A 16,018-nucleotide genomic window follows, 5' to 3' on the forward strand; every position below is an offset into this window, starting at 1 on the left:
CAGCAGACTAGGTTCACACCATCCAAGCCACCCCGTCTCCGGGGCAACTCTTCCAGCCTACCAGACCTTCTCCGCGACCCACAAACCCGAAGTTGGCGACTCACAAGTGATCTGGCAACCCCGTACCGCGTCCGCAAGACAAGAAGTCCTGCAGTCGAAGTTCGGGGGCGGTCTGCGCGAAGCCCGGTCTCCACTCCCCGTCTCCAGACCCTCTCAGGCCTTCCGGGGCGGCGCCGTGGCGCGCTGACTCGAAGAAAGTTACGCAACCGTTTCGCCAGGGTCAAATCGCCAGGTGGCCACCCGTCGCGTCGAACATCTTCGCAGGTCACGGTCTGCCGGCCTGCGCCGAAACCGTCTGTCGGGCGTCCATTTTCCGCGATCCCACGGATGTGACGTGCACCGCAGAACCGTCCTTTCGGACAGGTACCCGCCCCCGGTAGGTCAGTTATGCGCAGGTCAGGATGTTTCTACGGTCGATTCATGACCATCATCGATCAGTCGACGACCGTCCGCGCGGAGCTTCTCGACTCATCTGTCGCACGCGAACGTATGCCGCGGATTCTCCGATCCGCGCTTGTTCCCAGTGGTTTCGCGCGCTGCGGCCTTCTGTCGTGGCGTCGGGTGGCCGGCGTCCTCCAGATCGCGCACCCATTCGACGAGGAGACCATCTCCGACTCGGTGGTCGTCGACGGCCTGGTGTCACTGGTTGACGCAGGTGTGCTGTCGGGGCAGGAACAGTTCGAATCCGCGGCGGTGGGCATCATCCGGACCTCGGCGGGCACGTCCGCCGACGCGTGGTCGGCGTTCTACGACAACTCGATCCGCGAACTCCGCTGCGGGGCTTCGGCATTCGCGCCGGTGCACCGGCGCGCACGGTCGCTCGTCACCGGTTCGTCGGTGCTCGAGGTCGGTTCGTGCTTCGGATTTCTGGCCCTGGCGTGCGCGATGGACGGGTTCGAGGTGTCGGCCTGCGACATCTCGCCAGGCGCCGTCTCCCTGCTCTCGTGCGCATCGCGTCGACTCGGCCTGCCGGTCGACGCGACCGTCGGCGACGCGACCGCTCTCCCCTATGACGACGACTCCGTGGACACGGTCTCGCTCATCCATCTGCTCGAGCATCTCGACGCCACCGGTGTGAAGGCGGCGCTGTCGGAGGCCCTGCGGGTGGCGAGGCGACGTGTGGTCGTCGCGGTCCCGTTCGAGGAGGAGCCCAGTCCGCACTTCGGACATCGTCTCCGCCTCACCGAGAAGGACCTGCACCTCTGGGCAAGCGGCGTCGGGCACTCCGGAGCCGAGGTGTTCGTCGACCACGGCGGCTGGCTGATCCTCACCCCGTAGGACCGCCGATCAGATGAGACCGCGCTTGCTGGCGATGTACACCGCGTCGGTGCGCTTGCTGACACCGAGCTTGCGGATGATGTTGCGGATGTGGAACTTCACGGTCGATTCGGAGATGTAGAGCGTCTCCCCGATGCGCTTGTTCGACATGCCATCCGCCAGCAACCGCAAGACCTCGCGCTCCCGGTCGCTGAGCGTCTCGGTGGCCTCCGCCTCCCCCGACACCGTTCGCAACACGACCGCGGCACTGCGCGGATCGAAAGCACTACCACCGGTGGACACCGCCTGGATCGCACGAACGAGTTCGGTCGTGTCGACGTCCTTCACGACGTATCCCCGGGCACCGGCGCGGACCGCCCGAACGACCAGGTCGTCGTCGAGGAAGGTGGTGAGCACGAGCGCCGCGACCTCCGGGTGGCGCTGGGCGATGTCCTTGATCAGGCGCAGCCCTTCGTACTCGGTACCCGCGGACAGCTTGAGGTCCACGACCACGACGTCCGGTCGGCGTGCGTTGACCTCGGCGAGCGCGGCGTCGTGCGAGCCGGCCTCCCCGACCACCTCGACGACCTCCTCCCGCTCCAGGAGTGAGCGCATCCCCTCCCGGAGCAGCGCATGATCGTCGACCAGCAGTGTCCGGATGGGCCTGACCTGCTTGCCCCGGCTGGTCGTGTCCCCGGCCGTGTTGTCAGTGCTCACGAGAACTCCCTGGTCGTCGTTCCGGGATCGGATGCAGTCGGCAGGATCGCGGTCAGCCGGATACCGCCCGCCCGCGACCGTCGTATCCGTACCTCGCCGCCGAGTTCGGTTGCCCTCGAGGCCATGTTCGCCAGACCCCGATGGCGTCCGGCGGCGAGGTCGCCGAGCGATGCGGTCCTGAGCACGCGCCGGAGGTGCTCGGGGTCGCCGACCCCGTCGTCGTCGACGGACAACGACACCTGATCCGGTGTGTAGGTGAGCGTCACGGTGACCTCGGTCGCGCGTGCGTGGATCGCCGCGTTGAAGAGCGCTTCCCCGGCGATTCGGAGGAGCGCGTGCTGGACGTCGTCGGTCAGGTCGCGGGAGCGGCCCCGGATGCGGACCGCGGTCGTCAGGTCCGGCGGCATGTGCAACGAGCACAGTTCGGTCAGGACCTCGTGGACGCTCGGCGACGGCACACTAGCGGCGTTGTTGAGTGCGTAGATGAACGTCCGCAACTGCTCCACCGCCTCCTTTGTGAGCCGGCCGGCCATCTGCAAACGCTCGAGGGCGGCCCCGTCGACGAGGTCACGGCACAGCTCGATCTGCACGCCCGCGGACAGAACCGACTGGGTCACCGAATCGTGCAGCTCGCGGGCGATCCGTGACCGCTCCTCGTTGAGGACCGTGGTGCGCATCGCGGCGGAGAGTTCGCGTTGCGTGCGTTCGAGCTCGTTGTTCCGTTCGGCCAGTTCCGCTGCATGGCGGTGGGTTTCAGAGAAGAGCTCGGCGTTGAGCAGGGCGACGATCGCCTGGCTGGCCAGGATCCGCAGGACCACGACGTCGGTCGGGTCGACGACCCGGTCGGACGGCGTCCACGCCGACAGGCCGCCGACCACGTTGCCGTCGAGCTCGACCGGAACGTGCACGTGGTCCTCAGAGAGGATCGGGCCGTGCAGCAGCGGCTCGTGGCCGCGCAGGATGTCGTTGAGACGGTTCAGCACCTCGTCGGGCAGACCGTCGGGCGGCGAGGCCGTCGCCGAACCCTCGAAGGCGTAGAGCCGGCCGCTGCCCGAGCTGATCAGGTGACGCGGCGCGGACCGCACGAGCCGACCGTCGGCGAGGCCGAAGACCACCCACTCGGCGCCCAGGTGATCGCGTGCGGCCTCGACCACCGCGATGACCAGCGCCTCGGGCCCCTCGGCGGTGCGCACCAGCGCCCGCGAGATCCGTTCCAGTGCACCGACCACCCGGCTCAGCCGGGCCTCGACCCCGCGGTACTGGGCATAGTGACTGCCCTTGACGCTGCGGAGGCCGACGAGGCTCTCGAGGTCGGAACGGGCGGGTTCCCGCTCGGGGTCGGGGCGCGCGGCGCCGGCCATCACAGGGCCTCCGCATACAGATCGCGAATCCCGGCCGCCTGCGGTCGGCGCGGGTTGGTGGTCATGCACGAGTCCGCGAGGGCGTGCGTGGTGAGCCGGTCGAGGTCTTCGGCGCGAACCCCCAACGGCTTCAGCGACTCCGGCATCCCGACCCGGGCTCCCAGTCCCCCGACGGCGTCGGCAAGGCGGTCGGCGACCATGCGTGCGTTCCCGTCGGTGGACAACGCGATCGCCCCGGCGAGGTCGACGAAGCCGTCAGCGCACACCTCCGCGTTGTAGCGGATGACGTGCGGCAACAGAACCGCGTTGATCGCGCCGTGGGGCGCGTCGCAGTGCCCGCCGACCGGGTGACTCATCGCATGCGTCGCGCCGAGGATCGCATTGGTGAACGCCATCCCGGCCCGCAGCGACGCCAGCGACATCTCCTCGGCCGCGACCTTGTCCAGCGGATCGTCGACGAGCCGCTCGAGGTGGGTCCAGACGCCCCGGATCGATTCCAGCGCAAGCGAATCGGTCATCCGTCCGTGCGCGAGCGAGACATACGCCTCGACGCAGTGCGTCAGGACGTCCATGCCGACCTGGGCGGTGACCTCGGCCGGCACCGTGGTGAGCAGTTCCGGATCGCTCACCGACAGGTCGGGTACCAGCGAGCGGCCGATGATGGTGACCTTGGTGCGGCGCTGCGCGTCGTTGATGATGCAGAACTGCGAGACGTCGGCGCCGCTGCCGGCCGTGGTGGGCACCGCGACGAGCGGCGGCAGGGGCCGGTGGGCACGATCGATGCCCTCGTACTCCAGGATGTGGCCGCCGTTGGACGCGAGCACCGCGACCCCCTTGGCGGCGTCGATGACCGATCCGCCGCCGAGCGCCACGAGCCCGTCTGCGTCGTGCGAGTTGTACGCCAGGAACGCTGCGGTGACCTCCCCGGCGCGCGGGTTGGGCGACACGTCGAGGAAGGCGGCCGCGTGCAGACCGGCGTCGGCCAGCCCCGACATCAGCTGTGCATACCAGGGGGTGCCTTCCAGACCGCGGTCGCTGACCACCAGCGGACGGCGCATCCCGAGGCCCGAGGTGGCGAGCGGCACCTCACCGAAAGCGCCCGGTCCGAGCACGATCTCGGGGGCATGGAACTTGGCGACATGACCGGCGCTGCGTCGGCGCGTGCCACCCTGCATCCGTTGTCCTCCGATCACCACGGGCCGATGACTCGCTGTCCGCGACCCGCACATCCGACGCTACTCACGTCACCTCAGCGCTGCACCAAGTTCATCACAGCGCGCGAGCATCTCGGCGCCGTCCCGCACGCTGACCACCCCGCTGCAGTGCTCGGCATAGTCGGCCATCGCACAGCCCGTCTGGGACCAGTAGCGCGACGGCTCCGGCGTCACCCACGCGAGCCGGTGCGCGCGTCGACCGATCTCGGCGACGAGGTCGGTGCGCGCGTCGAATCCATTGCTGCGCGCGTCGCCGACGACGAGCACCGAGGTACGCGGGGTGATGAGGTCGCCGAACTCACCCAGCAACCCGGCGAACATCTGCCCGTAGTCACTTGTCGCGGCCAGGTCGAGGCCGTCGGCGGCGAGCACTGCGGCCAGTGCGGCGTCGGCGGACGCCGCCCGGAGCGCCGTGGTGACGCGCACCGGACGGTCGACGAAGGCGACGACCTCGCACCGGTCGCCGAAGCGGTGCAGGGTCTGGGCGAGTCGCAGGATGAACCCGGTGACCGGCCGGACCGACAGCGAGACGTCGACCAGGACCAGCAGTCGCACCGGACCGGGCCGCGGACGCCGCCGCCACAGTTCGGCCGGCACCCCGTCGGTCGCCACGGCCGCGCGCATGGTGGCCCGGATGTCGAGGGTTCCGCGGTCTCCGGGACGGATCACCCGACGCGGTGCACCGCGCATGCGCTGGACCAGCCGGTGGCACGCGCGGTCGATGTCGGCCTGCTCGGTGCGCGCAGGCGCGGACTGTCCGAGTGCGTCGCCCATGGCGATCCCGGCCGCCTCGAGGCGTGCGGTGAACGCATCGACGAAGGCCGCGAGCGCCCGTTCGAGTTCGACGCGACGCGCGTCGTCGAGGTCGGCGTTCCCGTCGGTGCCGTAGGCGCTGCGGGGGTCGTAGGCGTCGAGCGCAGCCAGGATCGCGGCGGCGCCGGTCAGACCCAGCGGCGTGGACTCCACCCGGGCCGCGGCACCGGTCAGTTCACCCACGGTTGCCGAATCGGCGGAATCGATCTCGACCGTGTAGGTCACTCCCCCGCTCACCGAACCGCTGTCCGGGTCGACGCCGAGCTGCTCGGCGCCGGCGGAGACGGTGAAGTCGTTCTCCTCGCGATGGGCGCTCTCGCCATGACGCTCCCCCGCGTCGGGATCGGGCGCCATCAGGTCGCCGATCTCCTCGGTGTGTTCGTCGGCGCCGATGCGACGGGCAGCCCCTTCGAACTCCTCGTCCCAGACGACGTCGTCGGGGAGGTCCGCGGCGGCACCCCGCGGCCGGGGCAGATCCGCCTCCCGACCGGAAGGCAGGTCGGCGTCGAGGAAGAAGACGTCGAAGGCGTGCTCGAAACCTTCGTTCTCATAACCGTATTTGACCGAGACGCTACGCAGGGCCGCGCGCAGCACGCCGAGATCGCCGCCCCCGACGATGGCCAGCGTCCGACGGATCTCGATCACCTCCGCGGGCGACGCCGCGACCCCGGCACCGCGCAGCGCCTGCCCGAATAGGACCGCGAGCAGGTCGAGGATCTCGGCGCGGCGGATGCTTCCCTTCGGCGGCGCGAGCACGCTCATCGTCCCGCGTGGACCCCGGCGCTGCGGGCCCGGCCCGCACCGAACGCCCGCGCCGTGACCGATCCTTGCGGCGTCGTGCCGTCGACCCCGACCTCCGCGACGGTGGTGTCGGCGGCGGCCGGCGACAGCACACGACGGGCGAGGTCGAGGTCGGTGCCGAATTTGACCAGCAACGAGAGCAACGCGGCGTCGGCGGGAGCGGAGCCAGAACCGACCTCCGGGCGGGAGCCGGTGCTCTTGAGATATGACGCAGCCCGGGCGGCGTCGATGACCTCGGCGATCGAAGGACTCTTGCGCAGCGGCAGATCGCGGAGTCGCCGGGCGAGGTCGACGACCTCGCCGATGACCTCGTCCTCGATGTCGGGTGCCCGCACCGCAACGATGGCGCGCTCGGTCTCCGGGTCCGGATAGTCGACCTGGAAATGCAGGCACCTGCGCTTGAGGGCCGGCGAGAGTTCACGGGTGTCGTTGGAGGTCAGGATCACCCAGGGCGACGACCGCGCGGTGAACGTGCCGAGTTCGGGGACCGACACCTGGCGTTCGGCGAGCACCTCGAGCATGACCGCCTCCATCGCCTCGTCGGTGCGATCGATCTCGTCGACGAGGAGCACGGTGGGGGTGGTCGAGGTGATCGCGGCCAGCAGCGGCCGGGCCACCAGGAAGTCCTCGGTGTACACACCGACCTCGGTACGCGCCAGGGCTGCCGAAGCCGCCGCAAGGCTTGTCTCCGCGGCCAACTCGGCGCTGATGCGGTCGCGCAGCATCTGCACGTGCAGCAGCTGGCGGGCGTAGTCCCACTCGTAGAGGGCGCGCGAGTCGTCGAGTCCCTCGTAACACTGCAGGCGGATGAGCTCGCGCCCCGACGCCGCGGCCAGTGCCTTGGCCAGTTCGGTCTTGCCGACGCCGGCCGGCCCCTCCAGGAGCAGCGGGCGGTCGAGCAGCGTCGCCAGGTGCACGACGACCGCCAGCTCGGGTCCGATCAGGTATCCCTGCTCGCCCAGGGCGGCGGTCAGTTCCTCTGCGGAGGCGAAACGAGCGGTCTCGTCGGCGTCCGCCAGGCGGGCCAGACCAGTGGAGGTGTGCGTCATCGGGTCGCCAGACCTTCCTTCGTCGGATCGATGGGGAGCGACGGACCGCAGGCCCCGGGAGGGATCTCCCTCCCGGGGCGCTGCTCCGCCACAGGCGTCGTGGGGGGTCGACGCCCGGGGGCATGATCAGTAGCTGCCGGTGAAGGCGTGCGTGACCATCGGGATCAGCGATTCGACGGTGCTCTCGCGGGGATTGCCCGGGGTGCACCAGTCGCCCATCATGTGCTCGGCGATGGCGCGGATCTGCTTCTCCGAGGTGTCGATGCCCTCGCCGCGACCCTCGTACTTGCCGGTGTTCATCCGGTTCTTCTCGTAGCTGTTGGTCGACAGCTGTCCGAAGTTGTCCGGGATGCCGAGGTCCTTCGACAGGCGGATGGCCTCCTCGACCGCGGCGTCGGCGGCCTGGACGGTGGTCATCTTGGAGGTGTCGACGCCGAGCAGCGCGGCGATCTCGGCGTAGCGCTCGAAGCGGGAGGGCAGGTTGTACTCCCACACGCGGGGCAGCGCGATGGCGTTGTTGAGACCGTGGTGGCTGTCGTAGAAAGCGCTCACCGCGTGGGACAGGCTGTGCACCAGGCCGAGACCGCCGGAGTTGAACGCCTGCGCCGAGATGTACTGCGCGTGCATCATTCCGGTGCGCGCCTCGAGGTTGCGGGGATCGTAGACGGCGGTCCGCAGATGCTTGGCGATCAGCTCGATCGCGTACTTCGCGTTGCCGAGCGACGGCGCGAAGTCCAGTCGCGAGACGTACGGTTCACTGGCGTGGGCGAGGACGTCGAAGCCGCAGAACGCGGTGAAATGTTCCGGGCAGGGGTAGTACAGCAGCGGGTCGTCCATCGCGAGGTCGACCAGACAGGTGTCGTCGAACGCGACCCACTTGTGCGGGTTGTTCATGTCCGAGGTGTCGGTGATGACGTACGCCCACGAGGTCTCCGAGCCGGTGCCCGCGGTGGTCGAGACCGCGATGTGCTTCGGGTTCTCCTTGTTGGTGGCCTTGGAGAATCCCTCGAACTCGTTGATGTTGCGGCCGTCGTGCGCGATCACCATGCGGGCGCCCTTGGCGGCGTCGTGGCTGGAACCACCGCCGACCGAGATGATGCCGTCGCACTTCTCCGACTGGTACAGCGCGGCGGCGTCCATGACGTTGTAGTCCTTGGGATTGGACTCCACCTGGTCGAAGAGGACCACGTCGACACCCTGGTACTCGATCTTGCCGATCAGCTCCTCGATGATGCCCGAACCGCGGAGGCCGGTGGTCATCAGCAGGGCACGGGTCATGCCCAGTTCCTTGGCCTCGACACCGAGCATGTCGTGCGCACCGACGCCCAGCTTCGCCTTAGGGAACGGGTGGAACTCTTTGATCGGGAAGTCCCAGATCTGGTTCAGCTCAATGGCCATGGGGGTGAACTCCTTGTGACGGTTGGGTCTGTCACAACGAGAATGTCGCTCAGATCACAACGGCCACAAGGGGTCCTGACCCTTGGCCGACAGGGACGGTCCAACGGGACGGGGGTACCACCTGTCCGATCGGACAGGTCGGCACGCGCGAATCAGTCGGAGACGCGCTCGATCTCGCCGCCGAGGCTGCGGAGGATCTCGACGAAGTGCGGGTAGCCGCGGTCGATGTGTTCGACGTCGTGCACCTCGGTGACGCCGTCGGCGACGAGGCCCGCGAGCACCAGGCCTGCGCCGGCGCGGATGTCCGAACACCAGACGGGGGCGCTCGAGAGCTTCTCGATGCCGCGGATCACCGCATGGTGTCCGTCGGTGCGTGCGTCCGCCCCGAGGCGGACCATCTCCTCGACGAAGCGGAACCGGGCCTCGAAGACGTTCTCGGTGATGACGGACATGCCCTCGGAGATGGCGGCGAGGCCGATGGCCATCGGCTGCAGGTCGGTGGGGAAACCGGGGAACGGCAGCGTCGAGACGTTGACCGCGACCGGTCGGCTGTCGTGACGCACCCGGAAGCCGTCGTCGAAGGTGTCGACGCGGGCGCCGGTGTCGACGAGCTTGTTGAGTACGAGCTGCAGGTGTTCGGGAAGTACGCCGCGGACGGTCACGTCACCGCGTGTCATCGCCGCGGCGATGCCCCAGGTGGCGCCGACGATGCGGTCCCCCACCACCCGGTGAGTCGTGGGGTGCAGGCGGTCGACGCCGTTCACGGTCAACGTCGACGTGCCGGCGCCCTCGATCTGCGCACCCATCTGCTGCAACATCACGCAGAGGTCGACGATCTCGGGCTCGCGGGCGGCGTTGTCGATGGTCGTCTGGCCCTCGGCGAGGACCGCGGCCATCAGGATGTTCTCGGTGGCGCCCACCGACGGGAACTCGAGCGCGATGGGCGCGCCGATGAGCGCGTCTGCCTCGGCGACCATGCAGCCGTGCTCGATGGAACTGGTCGCACCCAGGGCGCGCAGGCCGGCCTGGTGCATGTCCAGGGGCCGCGACCCGATCGCGTCACCGCCAGGAAGAGCCACGACGGCGCGATGGCACCGGGCCATCAGCGGACCGAGGACGCACACCGAGGCACGGAACTGACGAACGGCCGCGAAATCGGCGTGGAACTTCGGTTCGGCCGGGGCCGTGATCGAGACGGTCTCGCCGTCCATCTCGACGACCGCACCGAGACCGCGCAGGACGTCGGCCATCAGCGGCACGTCCGCGATCTCCGGCGCGTTCGTCAGCACCGTCGTCCCCTCGGCCAGCAACGCCGCCGCCATCAGCTTCAGCACGCTGTTCTTGGCGCCACCCACCGACACCTCACCGGACAGACGTGCCCCGCCCGTCACCAGAAACCGATCGCTCACGCATGCCACCTTATCCGCCGCCGTCCGGCACTCATCGCACGCAGTACATTCAACGCATGGCCGTTCATCTGACGAGGATCTACACCCGCACCGGCGACGACGGTTCGACCGGTTTGAGCGATTTCTCGCGCGTTCCCAAGACGGATCCGCGCGTGGTCGCCTATGCCGACTGTGACGAGGCCAACGCCGCGATCGGCACGGCACTGGCTCTCGGCGGCGATGTACCCGCCGACATCGCCGCGGTGCTGTCCACGGTGCAGAACGACCTGTTCGACGCCGGCGCCGACCTGTCGTCGCCCATCGTGGAGAACCCGAAGTACCCGCCGCTGCGGATCGCCCAGAAGTACATCGACGCCCTCGAGGGCTGGTGTGACGACTTCGGCGCCGATCTGCCGCCGCTGGACTCGTTTATCCTCCCCGGCGGCACCCCGTTGGCGGCCCTCCTGCACCAGGCACGCACGGTGACCCGCCGCGCAGAACGTTCGGCTTGGGCCGCGGTGGCGGCACACCCGGACACCACCAGCGTATTGCCGGCGAAGTACCTCAACCGACTGTCGGACCTGTTGTTCATCCTGTCGCGTGTGGCCAACCGGGCGCCCGACGGCACGCTCGGCGACGTGAAGTGGGTGCCGGGCGGCAACCGGCAACGTCCGGAATCGTCCGACAGCTGACGTCTGGGAGCCGAAAGGCCCCTGCTACAGAAGGGATCCCGCCGGACTGGCGGGATCAGGCGCTCTTACGCCGTTGTGACCGTGCCGACTGCCGCGACTCCAGCCAGGACTGGAACGCGGTGACCGCGCCCGGGCCCATAGCGAGCTCGTAGCCGTCCTTGACCTTGCCGTCGGGGAACGCACTATCGGAACCCTTGCCGATGGTGGGGGTCCTACCGGTGGTCTGTACCTGGAGGATCAGCATGCCCTCGAGGATCTCCGTCTCGGTGCCCTCGGGACGGCGACGGCCGGCGATCTCGATGCTCTGACGGGCAAACGTGACGTTCGGGCCCGGACGCAGCGATGCCAGCCGGTAGTAGCGCAGTGAATTGTCGCTGTAGTGAACCGTGCCGTGTCGCCAGCCGTGATCGACCTCCGCCGGGATCGTGCGCAGCAGGATCGGGGTGCCCACGCGGCGGAGCTGGGCCAGACGCACCGCCAGGAGCACACAGACGATGACGGCAACCGCCAGCAGCACACTGAGCAACACGACCAGCAGCGTCATCACCTACTCCTCTGTGCAATCACCGCATACGTCCGACCCGCCGTCGAGATCCTGATCGAGGATGGACGGCATGACCGGCAAGCGGGACAAGGGCTGTGGATCCAGCATGCCAGATCACGCACATCGGACGCGAAACGACCTCGGCCGGTCACCGGACGTGAGTCCGATGACCGGCCGAGGCGACCGTCGCGCGAGCGAGGGTGTTACTTCGAAAGGTGCTGTGCCGCAGTCAAACGCGCGTGAGCACGGTGATACTCCGGGGAGTCCGGCTCAGCCTGCTCGAGTGCGGTCTTCTCCGCGTTGATGTCGACGTCGTCGGCCCAGTCGGCCGACTCCGCGAGCACCGTGACGGCCTCGCCGGTGACGGACAGGAATCCGCCCTCGACAGCAGCCGCGCGGCGATTGCCGTTCTCCTCGACGATCACCACGAAACCACCCGGGACCAGCTGGCCCAGGAGCGGCTCGTGGTTGGCCAGGATGCCCAGCTCGCCGACCGTGGTCTGCGCGATCAGGAACGTGGCCTCGCCCGAGTACAGGCTCGAATCCGCGGAGACAACCTCCACGTGGAAGGACTTCTCAGCCATGGATTACCGCTACTTTCCGGCGATCTTGGCGGCGGCGGCCTCCACGTCGTCGAGTCCACCGCAGCTGTTGAACGCCTGCTCGGGCAGGTGGTCGAACTCGCCCTTGGCGACACGGTCGAATGCCTCGATGGTGTCCGCGAGCGGGACGACCGAGCCCTTCTGACCGGTGAACTTCTCGGCGACGAGGAAGTTCTGGCCGAGGAACTTCTGGATACGGCGAGCACGCTGCACCGTGACCTTGTCCTCTTCGGAGAGCTCGTCCATACCGAGGATGGCGATGATGTCCTGCAGCTCCTTGTACTTCTGCAGGATGCGCTTGACCTCGTTGGCGACGCGGAAGTGCTCGTCGCCCACGATCGAGGCCTCGAGGATTCGCGAGGTCGACGTCAGCGGGTCCACAGCGGGGTAGATACCCAACTGCGAGATCGGACGCGAGAGCTCGGTGGTCGCATCGAGGTGCGCGAAGGTGGTCGCCGGCGCCGGGTCGGTGTAGTCGTCGGCGGGGACGTAGATCGCCTGCAGCGAGGTGATCGAGCGGCCCTTGGTCGAGGTGATGCGCTCCTGGAGCTCGCCCATCTCGTCGGCCAGGGTCGGCTGGTAGCCCACCGCAGACGGCATACGGCCGAGGAGGGTCGAGACCTCCGAGCCGGCCTGCGTGAAGCGGAAGATGTTGTCGATGAACAGCAGCACGTCCTGGTGCTTCACATCGCGGAAGTACTCCGCCATGGTCAGCGCCGACAGAGCCACGCGCATACGCGTGCCCGGCGGCTCGTCCATCTGACCGAACACCAAGGCGGTGTCCTGGAGAACGCCCATCTCCTCCATCTCGAGGTGGAGGTCGGTGCCCTCACGGGTGCGCTCGCCGACGCCGGCGAACACCGAGGTGCCGGAGAACTCGCGCGCGATACGCGTGATCATCTCCTGGATGAGGACGGTCTTGCCGACGCCCGCACCACCGAACAGACCGATCTTGCCGCCCTTGACGTACGGGGTCAGCAGGTCGATGACCTTGATGCCGGTCTCGAGGATCTCGGTCTTGCCCTCGAGCTCGTCGAAGGCCGGCGGCTTGCGGTGGATGCTCCACTGCTCGCCGTCGCGACCCAGGCCGGGACTGTCGAGGCAGTCGCCGAGGGCGTTGAAGACGTGGCCCTTCACGACGTCGCCGACCGGCACGACGATGGACTTGCCGGTGTCGGAGACCGACGCACCGCGGACGAGGCCGTCGGTGGGCTGCATCGAGATGGTGCGCACCAGGTTGTCACCGAGGTGCTGCGCGACCTCGAGGGTCAGGGTCTTGGCAACCGAGGAGAGGGTGACCTCGGCGTGCAGGGCGTTGAACAGCTCAGGGATCGAGCCCCGGGGGAACTCGACGTCGACCACGGGGCCGATGATGCGGACGACCCGCCCGTCGGCGGAACCCGCCGACTGCGCGGAGGGGTTTTCTACTGCTGCGGTCATGGTGCTTGGGTCACTTCCTCTTGATCGAAGTATTGGTTCTCGTCGTCAGGACTCGGGGGCGCTGCGGCTAGTTGGCCAGTGCGCTCGAACCACCGACGATCTCGCTGATTTCCTGGGTGATCTGGGCCTGGCGGAGCTGGTTGGCCTCACGCGACAGCGTCTTGGCCAGCTCCTCGGCGTTGTCGGTCGCCGCCTTCATGGCGGTACGGCGAGCCGCCGACTCCGACGCAGCCGAATCCAGCAGTGCCGCGTACACCCGCGTTGCCACGTACTTCGGCAGCAGCGCGTCGAGCAGGGCATCCGCACCCGGTTCGAACGTGTAGTTGCGAGACGGGGTGTCGTCGGATGACTCGTCGTCCTCGGACACGACCAGCGGCGCCACCCGGCGGACCTCCGGTACCTGCGACAGCATCGACTGGAACCGGGTGTAGACCAGATGCAGCTCGTCGACGCCCTCGAGGACGCCGTCGCCACCCGGACGCTCGACCTCGGTGCCCGAGCCGGCCACGAACAGATCCACCAGGAACTGGGTCGGCTCGGCGGCGTCCATGTACTTCGGCGCCTCCGAGAAGCCCGTCCACGAGTCCGAGACGGTCAGGCCGCGGAAGTTGAAGAACCCCACACCCTTTCGACCCATCACGAACAGCACGGCTTCCTTGCCCTCCTCGCGCAGCAGCGCGATGAGTTCACGGGTCGCCTTGAGCACGTTGGCGTTGTAGCCACCGCACATGCCGCGGTCGCTGGTGACCACCAGGATCGCCGCACGCTTGGGATTCTCGCGCTCGTTCAGCAGCGGGTTGTCCAGGTAGCCCGAGTTGCTCGCGAGCTCGGAGAGCACCGTCGTCATCTCTTCCGAGTACGGCTTCGCCGCCGCGACGCGACCCTGGGCCTTCGTGATACGCGAGGTCGCGATCAGCTCCTGAGCCTTGGTGATCTTCTTGGTCGACTGGACCGACCGGATGCGTGAGCGCAGCTCACGAATGCTGGCCATGAGCCCTCACCCCTTCCTTATCGCAATGTCCGTTGACGTCTGAGATCACTTGCGGATCTTGATCTCTTCGTTCTCGACGTTCTCGGCATCCATTGCCTGCGCCTCGGCCTCGTTGACCACGCGACGGCCGTCGTGGGTGAGGTAGCCGTTCTTGAACTTGTTGGTCTCGGCGACGAGGGCCTCGGCCTGGTCGTCGGCGAGCGCCTTGCCGCCGGCGATCGAGTCGTAGACGCCCTTCGCGTTGTGGTGCAGGTGGCTCAGCAGCTGGGTCTCGAAGTTGCGCACGTCGTCGACGGGGACCGAGTCGTAGTGGCCCTCACCGCAGAGGTAGATCGAGACGATCTGATCCTCGACCGAGAAGGGGCTGTACTGGTCCTGCTTGAGCATCTCAACCCAGCGGGCGCCGCGCTCGAGCTGCGCCTTCGACGCATCGTCGAGGTCGGAGGCGAAGGCCGAGAAGGCTTCCAGCTCGCGGAACTGGGCCAGCTCCAGACGCAGCGAACCCGAGACCTTCTTGAGGCCCTTGGTCTGTGCGGCACCACCGACGCGCGACACCGAGGTGCCGACGTTGATGGCCGGGCGGACACCCTTGTTGAAGAGGTCCGACTCCAGGAAGACCTGGCCGTCGGTGATCGAGATGACGTTGGTCGGGATGAACGCCGAGACGTCGTTGGCCTTGGTCTCGATGATCGGCAGACCGGTCATCGAGCCGCCGCCGAGCTCGTCGGAGAGCTTTGCACAACGCTCCAGGAGGCGCGAGTGCAAGTAGAAGACGTCACCCGGGTATGCCTCGCGGCCCGGCGGGCGACGCAGAAGCAGCGAGATGGCGCGGTAGGCCTCGGCCTGCTTGGTCAGGTCGTCGAACACGATGAGGACGTGCTTGCCCTGGTACATCCAGTGCTGGCCGATGGCCGAGCCGGTGTAGGGGGCGAGCCACTTGAAGCCGGCCGAGTCCGAAGCCGGGGCGGCGACGATGGTGGTGTACTCCATCGCGCCGGCCTCTTCGAGAGCGGACTTGACGCCGGCGATGGTCGAACCCTTCTGACCGATCGCGACGTAGATGCAGCGGACCTGCTTGGTGGGGTCGCCGGTCTCCCAGTTCGCCTTCTGGTTCAGGATGGCGTCGATGCAGACGGCGGTCTTGCCGGTCTTGCGGTCGCCGATGACGAGCTGACGCTGTCCGCGACCGATGGCGGTCATGGCGTCGATGGCCTTGATGCCGGTGGCGAGGGACTCCTCGACGGGCTGGCGCTCGAGCACCGAAGCGGCCTGCAGCTCCAGGACGCGCTGCTCTTCGGCCTCGATGTCGCCCTGGCCGTCGATCGGGGCGCCGAGGGGATCGACCACGCGGCCGAGGAAGGCGTCGCCGACCGGCACGGAGAGCACGTTGCCGGTACGGCTGACCTGCTGGCCTTCTTCCAGGGACTCGTAGTCACCCAGGATGACGGCGCCGATCTCGTCCTCGTCGAGGTTCAGCGCGACGCCGAGGACGCCGCCGGGGAACTCGAGGAGCTCGTTGGCCATTGCGCTGGGCAGTCCGCTGACGTGAGCGATACCGTCCGACGTATCGGTGATGATGCCGACCTCGTCACGCGACGCTTCGGCTTCGAACGACGAGACGTACTGCTCGATCGCTCCCTTAATCTCGTCTGGTGAGATCGTCAACTCCGCCATGGGTTCTCGTCTTTCCT

14 protein-coding genes are annotated in these 16,018 nt (G+C 68.1%); 2 read left to right on the forward strand and 12 right to left on the reverse strand.

The features are described 5' to 3' along the window. The first annotated feature begins 480 nt into the window (after nucleotides 1–480). Nucleotides 481–1,338 (forward strand): mycofactocin oligosaccharide methyltransferase MftM, encoded by an 858-nt coding sequence (mftM, locus tag M1L58_RS06980; protein WP_248658333.1) that lies wholly within the window; start codon nucleotides 481–483, stop codon nucleotides 1,336–1,338. 9 nt (nucleotides 1,339–1,347) lie between these two features. Here the strand turns inward: mftM and M1L58_RS06985 are convergent, their stop codons facing one another. The 7 genes from M1L58_RS06985 to murA form a co-directional block, all read right to left on the reverse strand. Further along, complete coding sequence (locus M1L58_RS06985) at nucleotides 1,348–2,034, reverse strand: MadR family response regulator transcription factor (RefSeq protein WP_154882918.1); 687 nt, start codon at nucleotides 2,032–2,034, stop codon at nucleotides 1,348–1,350. Continuing rightward, nucleotides 2,031–3,395 (reverse strand): MadS family sensor histidine kinase, encoded by a 1,365-nt coding sequence (locus M1L58_RS06990; protein ID WP_282578436.1) that lies wholly within the window; start codon nucleotides 3,393–3,395, stop codon nucleotides 2,031–2,033. Before M1L58_RS06990 ends, M1L58_RS06985 begins: the two co-directional genes overlap by 4 nt. After that, nucleotides 3,395–4,570, reverse strand: coding sequence for an iron-containing alcohol dehydrogenase (locus M1L58_RS06995; RefSeq protein WP_248658334.1), 1,176 nt, complete (start codon nucleotides 4,568–4,570; stop codon nucleotides 3,395–3,397). The genes M1L58_RS06990 and M1L58_RS06995 overlap by 1 nt, the downstream gene beginning before the upstream one ends. 69 nt (nucleotides 4,571–4,639) lie before the next feature. Next, a complete protein-coding gene (gene madC, locus M1L58_RS07000) occupies nucleotides 4,640–6,184 on the reverse strand; it encodes a MadC family VWA domain-containing protein (RefSeq protein ID WP_248658335.1) in 1,545 nt (514 codons plus the stop codon). Further along, nucleotides 6,181–7,272 carry a MadB family AAA-type ATPase gene (locus M1L58_RS07005; protein WP_248658336.1) on the reverse strand — a complete coding sequence of 364 codons (1,092 nt, stop codon included), beginning with the start codon at nucleotides 7,270–7,272 and terminating at the stop codon, nucleotides 6,181–6,183. Before M1L58_RS07005 ends, madC begins: the two co-directional genes overlap by 4 nt. A gap of 126 nt (nucleotides 7,273–7,398) precedes the next feature. Further along, nucleotides 7,399–8,670: an NDMA-dependent methanol dehydrogenase gene (mdo, locus tag M1L58_RS07010; protein WP_006865796.1), complete on the reverse strand. Its 1,272-nt coding sequence runs from the start codon at nucleotides 8,668–8,670 to the stop codon at nucleotides 7,399–7,401. A gap of 152 nt (nucleotides 8,671–8,822) precedes the next feature. Beyond that, nucleotides 8,823–10,079 carry a UDP-N-acetylglucosamine 1-carboxyvinyltransferase gene (gene murA / locus M1L58_RS07015; RefSeq protein ID WP_248658337.1) on the reverse strand — a complete coding sequence of 419 codons (1,257 nt, stop codon included), beginning with the start codon at nucleotides 10,077–10,079 and terminating at the stop codon, nucleotides 8,823–8,825. A 56-nt stretch (nucleotides 10,080–10,135) separates the two neighbouring features. On the opposite strand from murA, the gene M1L58_RS07020 reads away from it, so the two are divergent. Then, complete coding sequence (locus M1L58_RS07020; RefSeq protein ID WP_248658338.1) at nucleotides 10,136–10,750, forward strand: cob(I)yrinic acid a,c-diamide adenosyltransferase; 615 nt, start codon at nucleotides 10,136–10,138, stop codon at nucleotides 10,748–10,750. A 55-nt stretch (nucleotides 10,751–10,805) separates the two neighbouring features. Here M1L58_RS07020 and M1L58_RS07025 read toward each other — a convergent pair whose 3' ends face one another. From M1L58_RS07025 to atpA, 5 genes are all read right to left on the reverse strand, one after another. Further along, nucleotides 10,806–11,294: a DUF2550 domain-containing protein gene (locus tag M1L58_RS07025; protein ID WP_248658339.1), complete on the reverse strand. Its 489-nt coding sequence runs from the start codon at nucleotides 11,292–11,294 to the stop codon at nucleotides 10,806–10,808. Nucleotides 11,295–11,497: 203 nt separating this feature from the next. Next, nucleotides 11,498–11,878, reverse strand: a complete 381-nt coding sequence (locus M1L58_RS07030; RefSeq protein WP_005194830.1) for a F0F1 ATP synthase subunit epsilon — start codon at nucleotides 11,876–11,878, stop codon at nucleotides 11,498–11,500. A gap of 9 nt (nucleotides 11,879–11,887) precedes the next feature. Next, nucleotides 11,888–13,336 (reverse strand): F0F1 ATP synthase subunit beta, encoded by a 1,449-nt coding sequence (gene atpD / locus M1L58_RS07035; protein ID WP_006865800.1) that lies wholly within the window; start codon nucleotides 13,334–13,336, stop codon nucleotides 11,888–11,890. Nucleotides 13,337–13,403: 67 nt separating this feature from the next. Further along, the gene (locus M1L58_RS07040; protein ID WP_006865801.1) at nucleotides 13,404–14,327 is read right to left on the reverse strand and encodes a F0F1 ATP synthase subunit gamma; all 924 of its coding nucleotides are present in this window, start codon (nucleotides 14,325–14,327) and stop codon (nucleotides 13,404–13,406) included. Nucleotides 14,328–14,372: 45 nt separating this feature from the next. Beyond that, nucleotides 14,373–16,001: a F0F1 ATP synthase subunit alpha gene (gene atpA / locus M1L58_RS07045; protein WP_006865802.1), complete on the reverse strand. Its 1,629-nt coding sequence runs from the start codon at nucleotides 15,999–16,001 to the stop codon at nucleotides 14,373–14,375. Nucleotides 16,002–16,018 lie beyond the last annotated feature (17 nt).

The sequence above is a fragment of the Gordonia sp. C13 genome, from assembly GCF_023218005.1.
GTDB classification, from domain to species: Bacteria; Actinomycetota; Actinomycetes; order Mycobacteriales; family Mycobacteriaceae; genus Gordonia; species Gordonia namibiensis.

Bases quoted from the DNA above. Each gene is read 5' to 3' on its own strand.
- M1L58_RS07030 (WP_005194830.1), bottom strand. From the start codon at position 11,878: ATGGCTGAGAAGTCCTTCCACGTGGAGGTTGTCTCCGCGGATTCGAGC.
- mdo (WP_006865796.1), bottom strand. From the start codon at position 8,670: ATGGCCATTGAGCTGAACCAGATCTGGGACTTCCCGATCAAAGAGTTC.
- M1L58_RS07005 (WP_248658336.1), bottom strand. From the start codon at position 7,272: ATGACGCACACCTCCACTGGTCTGGCCCGCCTGGCGGACGCCGACGAG.
- madC (WP_248658335.1), bottom strand. From the start codon at position 6,184: ATGAGCGTGCTCGCGCCGCCGAAGGGAAGCATCCGCCGCGCCGAGATC.
- atpA (WP_006865802.1), bottom strand. From the start codon at position 16,001: ATGGCGGAGTTGACGATCTCACCAGACGAGATTAAGGGAGCGATCGAG.
- mftM (WP_248658333.1), top strand. From the start codon at position 481: ATGACCATCATCGATCAGTCGACGACCGTCCGCGCGGAGCTTCTCGAC.
- atpD (WP_006865800.1), bottom strand. From the start codon at position 13,336: ATGACCGCAGCAGTAGAAAACCCCTCCGCGCAGTCGGCGGGTTCCGCC.
- M1L58_RS07040 (WP_006865801.1), bottom strand. From the start codon at position 14,327: ATGGCCAGCATTCGTGAGCTGCGCTCACGCATCCGGTCGGTCCAGTCG.
- M1L58_RS06990 (WP_282578436.1), bottom strand. From the start codon at position 3,395: ATGGCCGGCGCCGCGCGCCCCGACCCCGAGCGGGAACCCGCCCGTTCC.
- M1L58_RS07025 (WP_248658339.1), bottom strand. From the start codon at position 11,294: ATGACGCTGCTGGTCGTGTTGCTCAGTGTGCTGCTGGCGGTTGCCGTC.
- M1L58_RS06995 (WP_248658334.1), bottom strand. From the start codon at position 4,570: ATGCAGGGTGGCACGCGCCGACGCAGCGCCGGTCATGTCGCCAAGTTC.
- M1L58_RS07020 (WP_248658338.1), top strand. From the start codon at position 10,136: ATGGCCGTTCATCTGACGAGGATCTACACCCGCACCGGCGACGACGGT.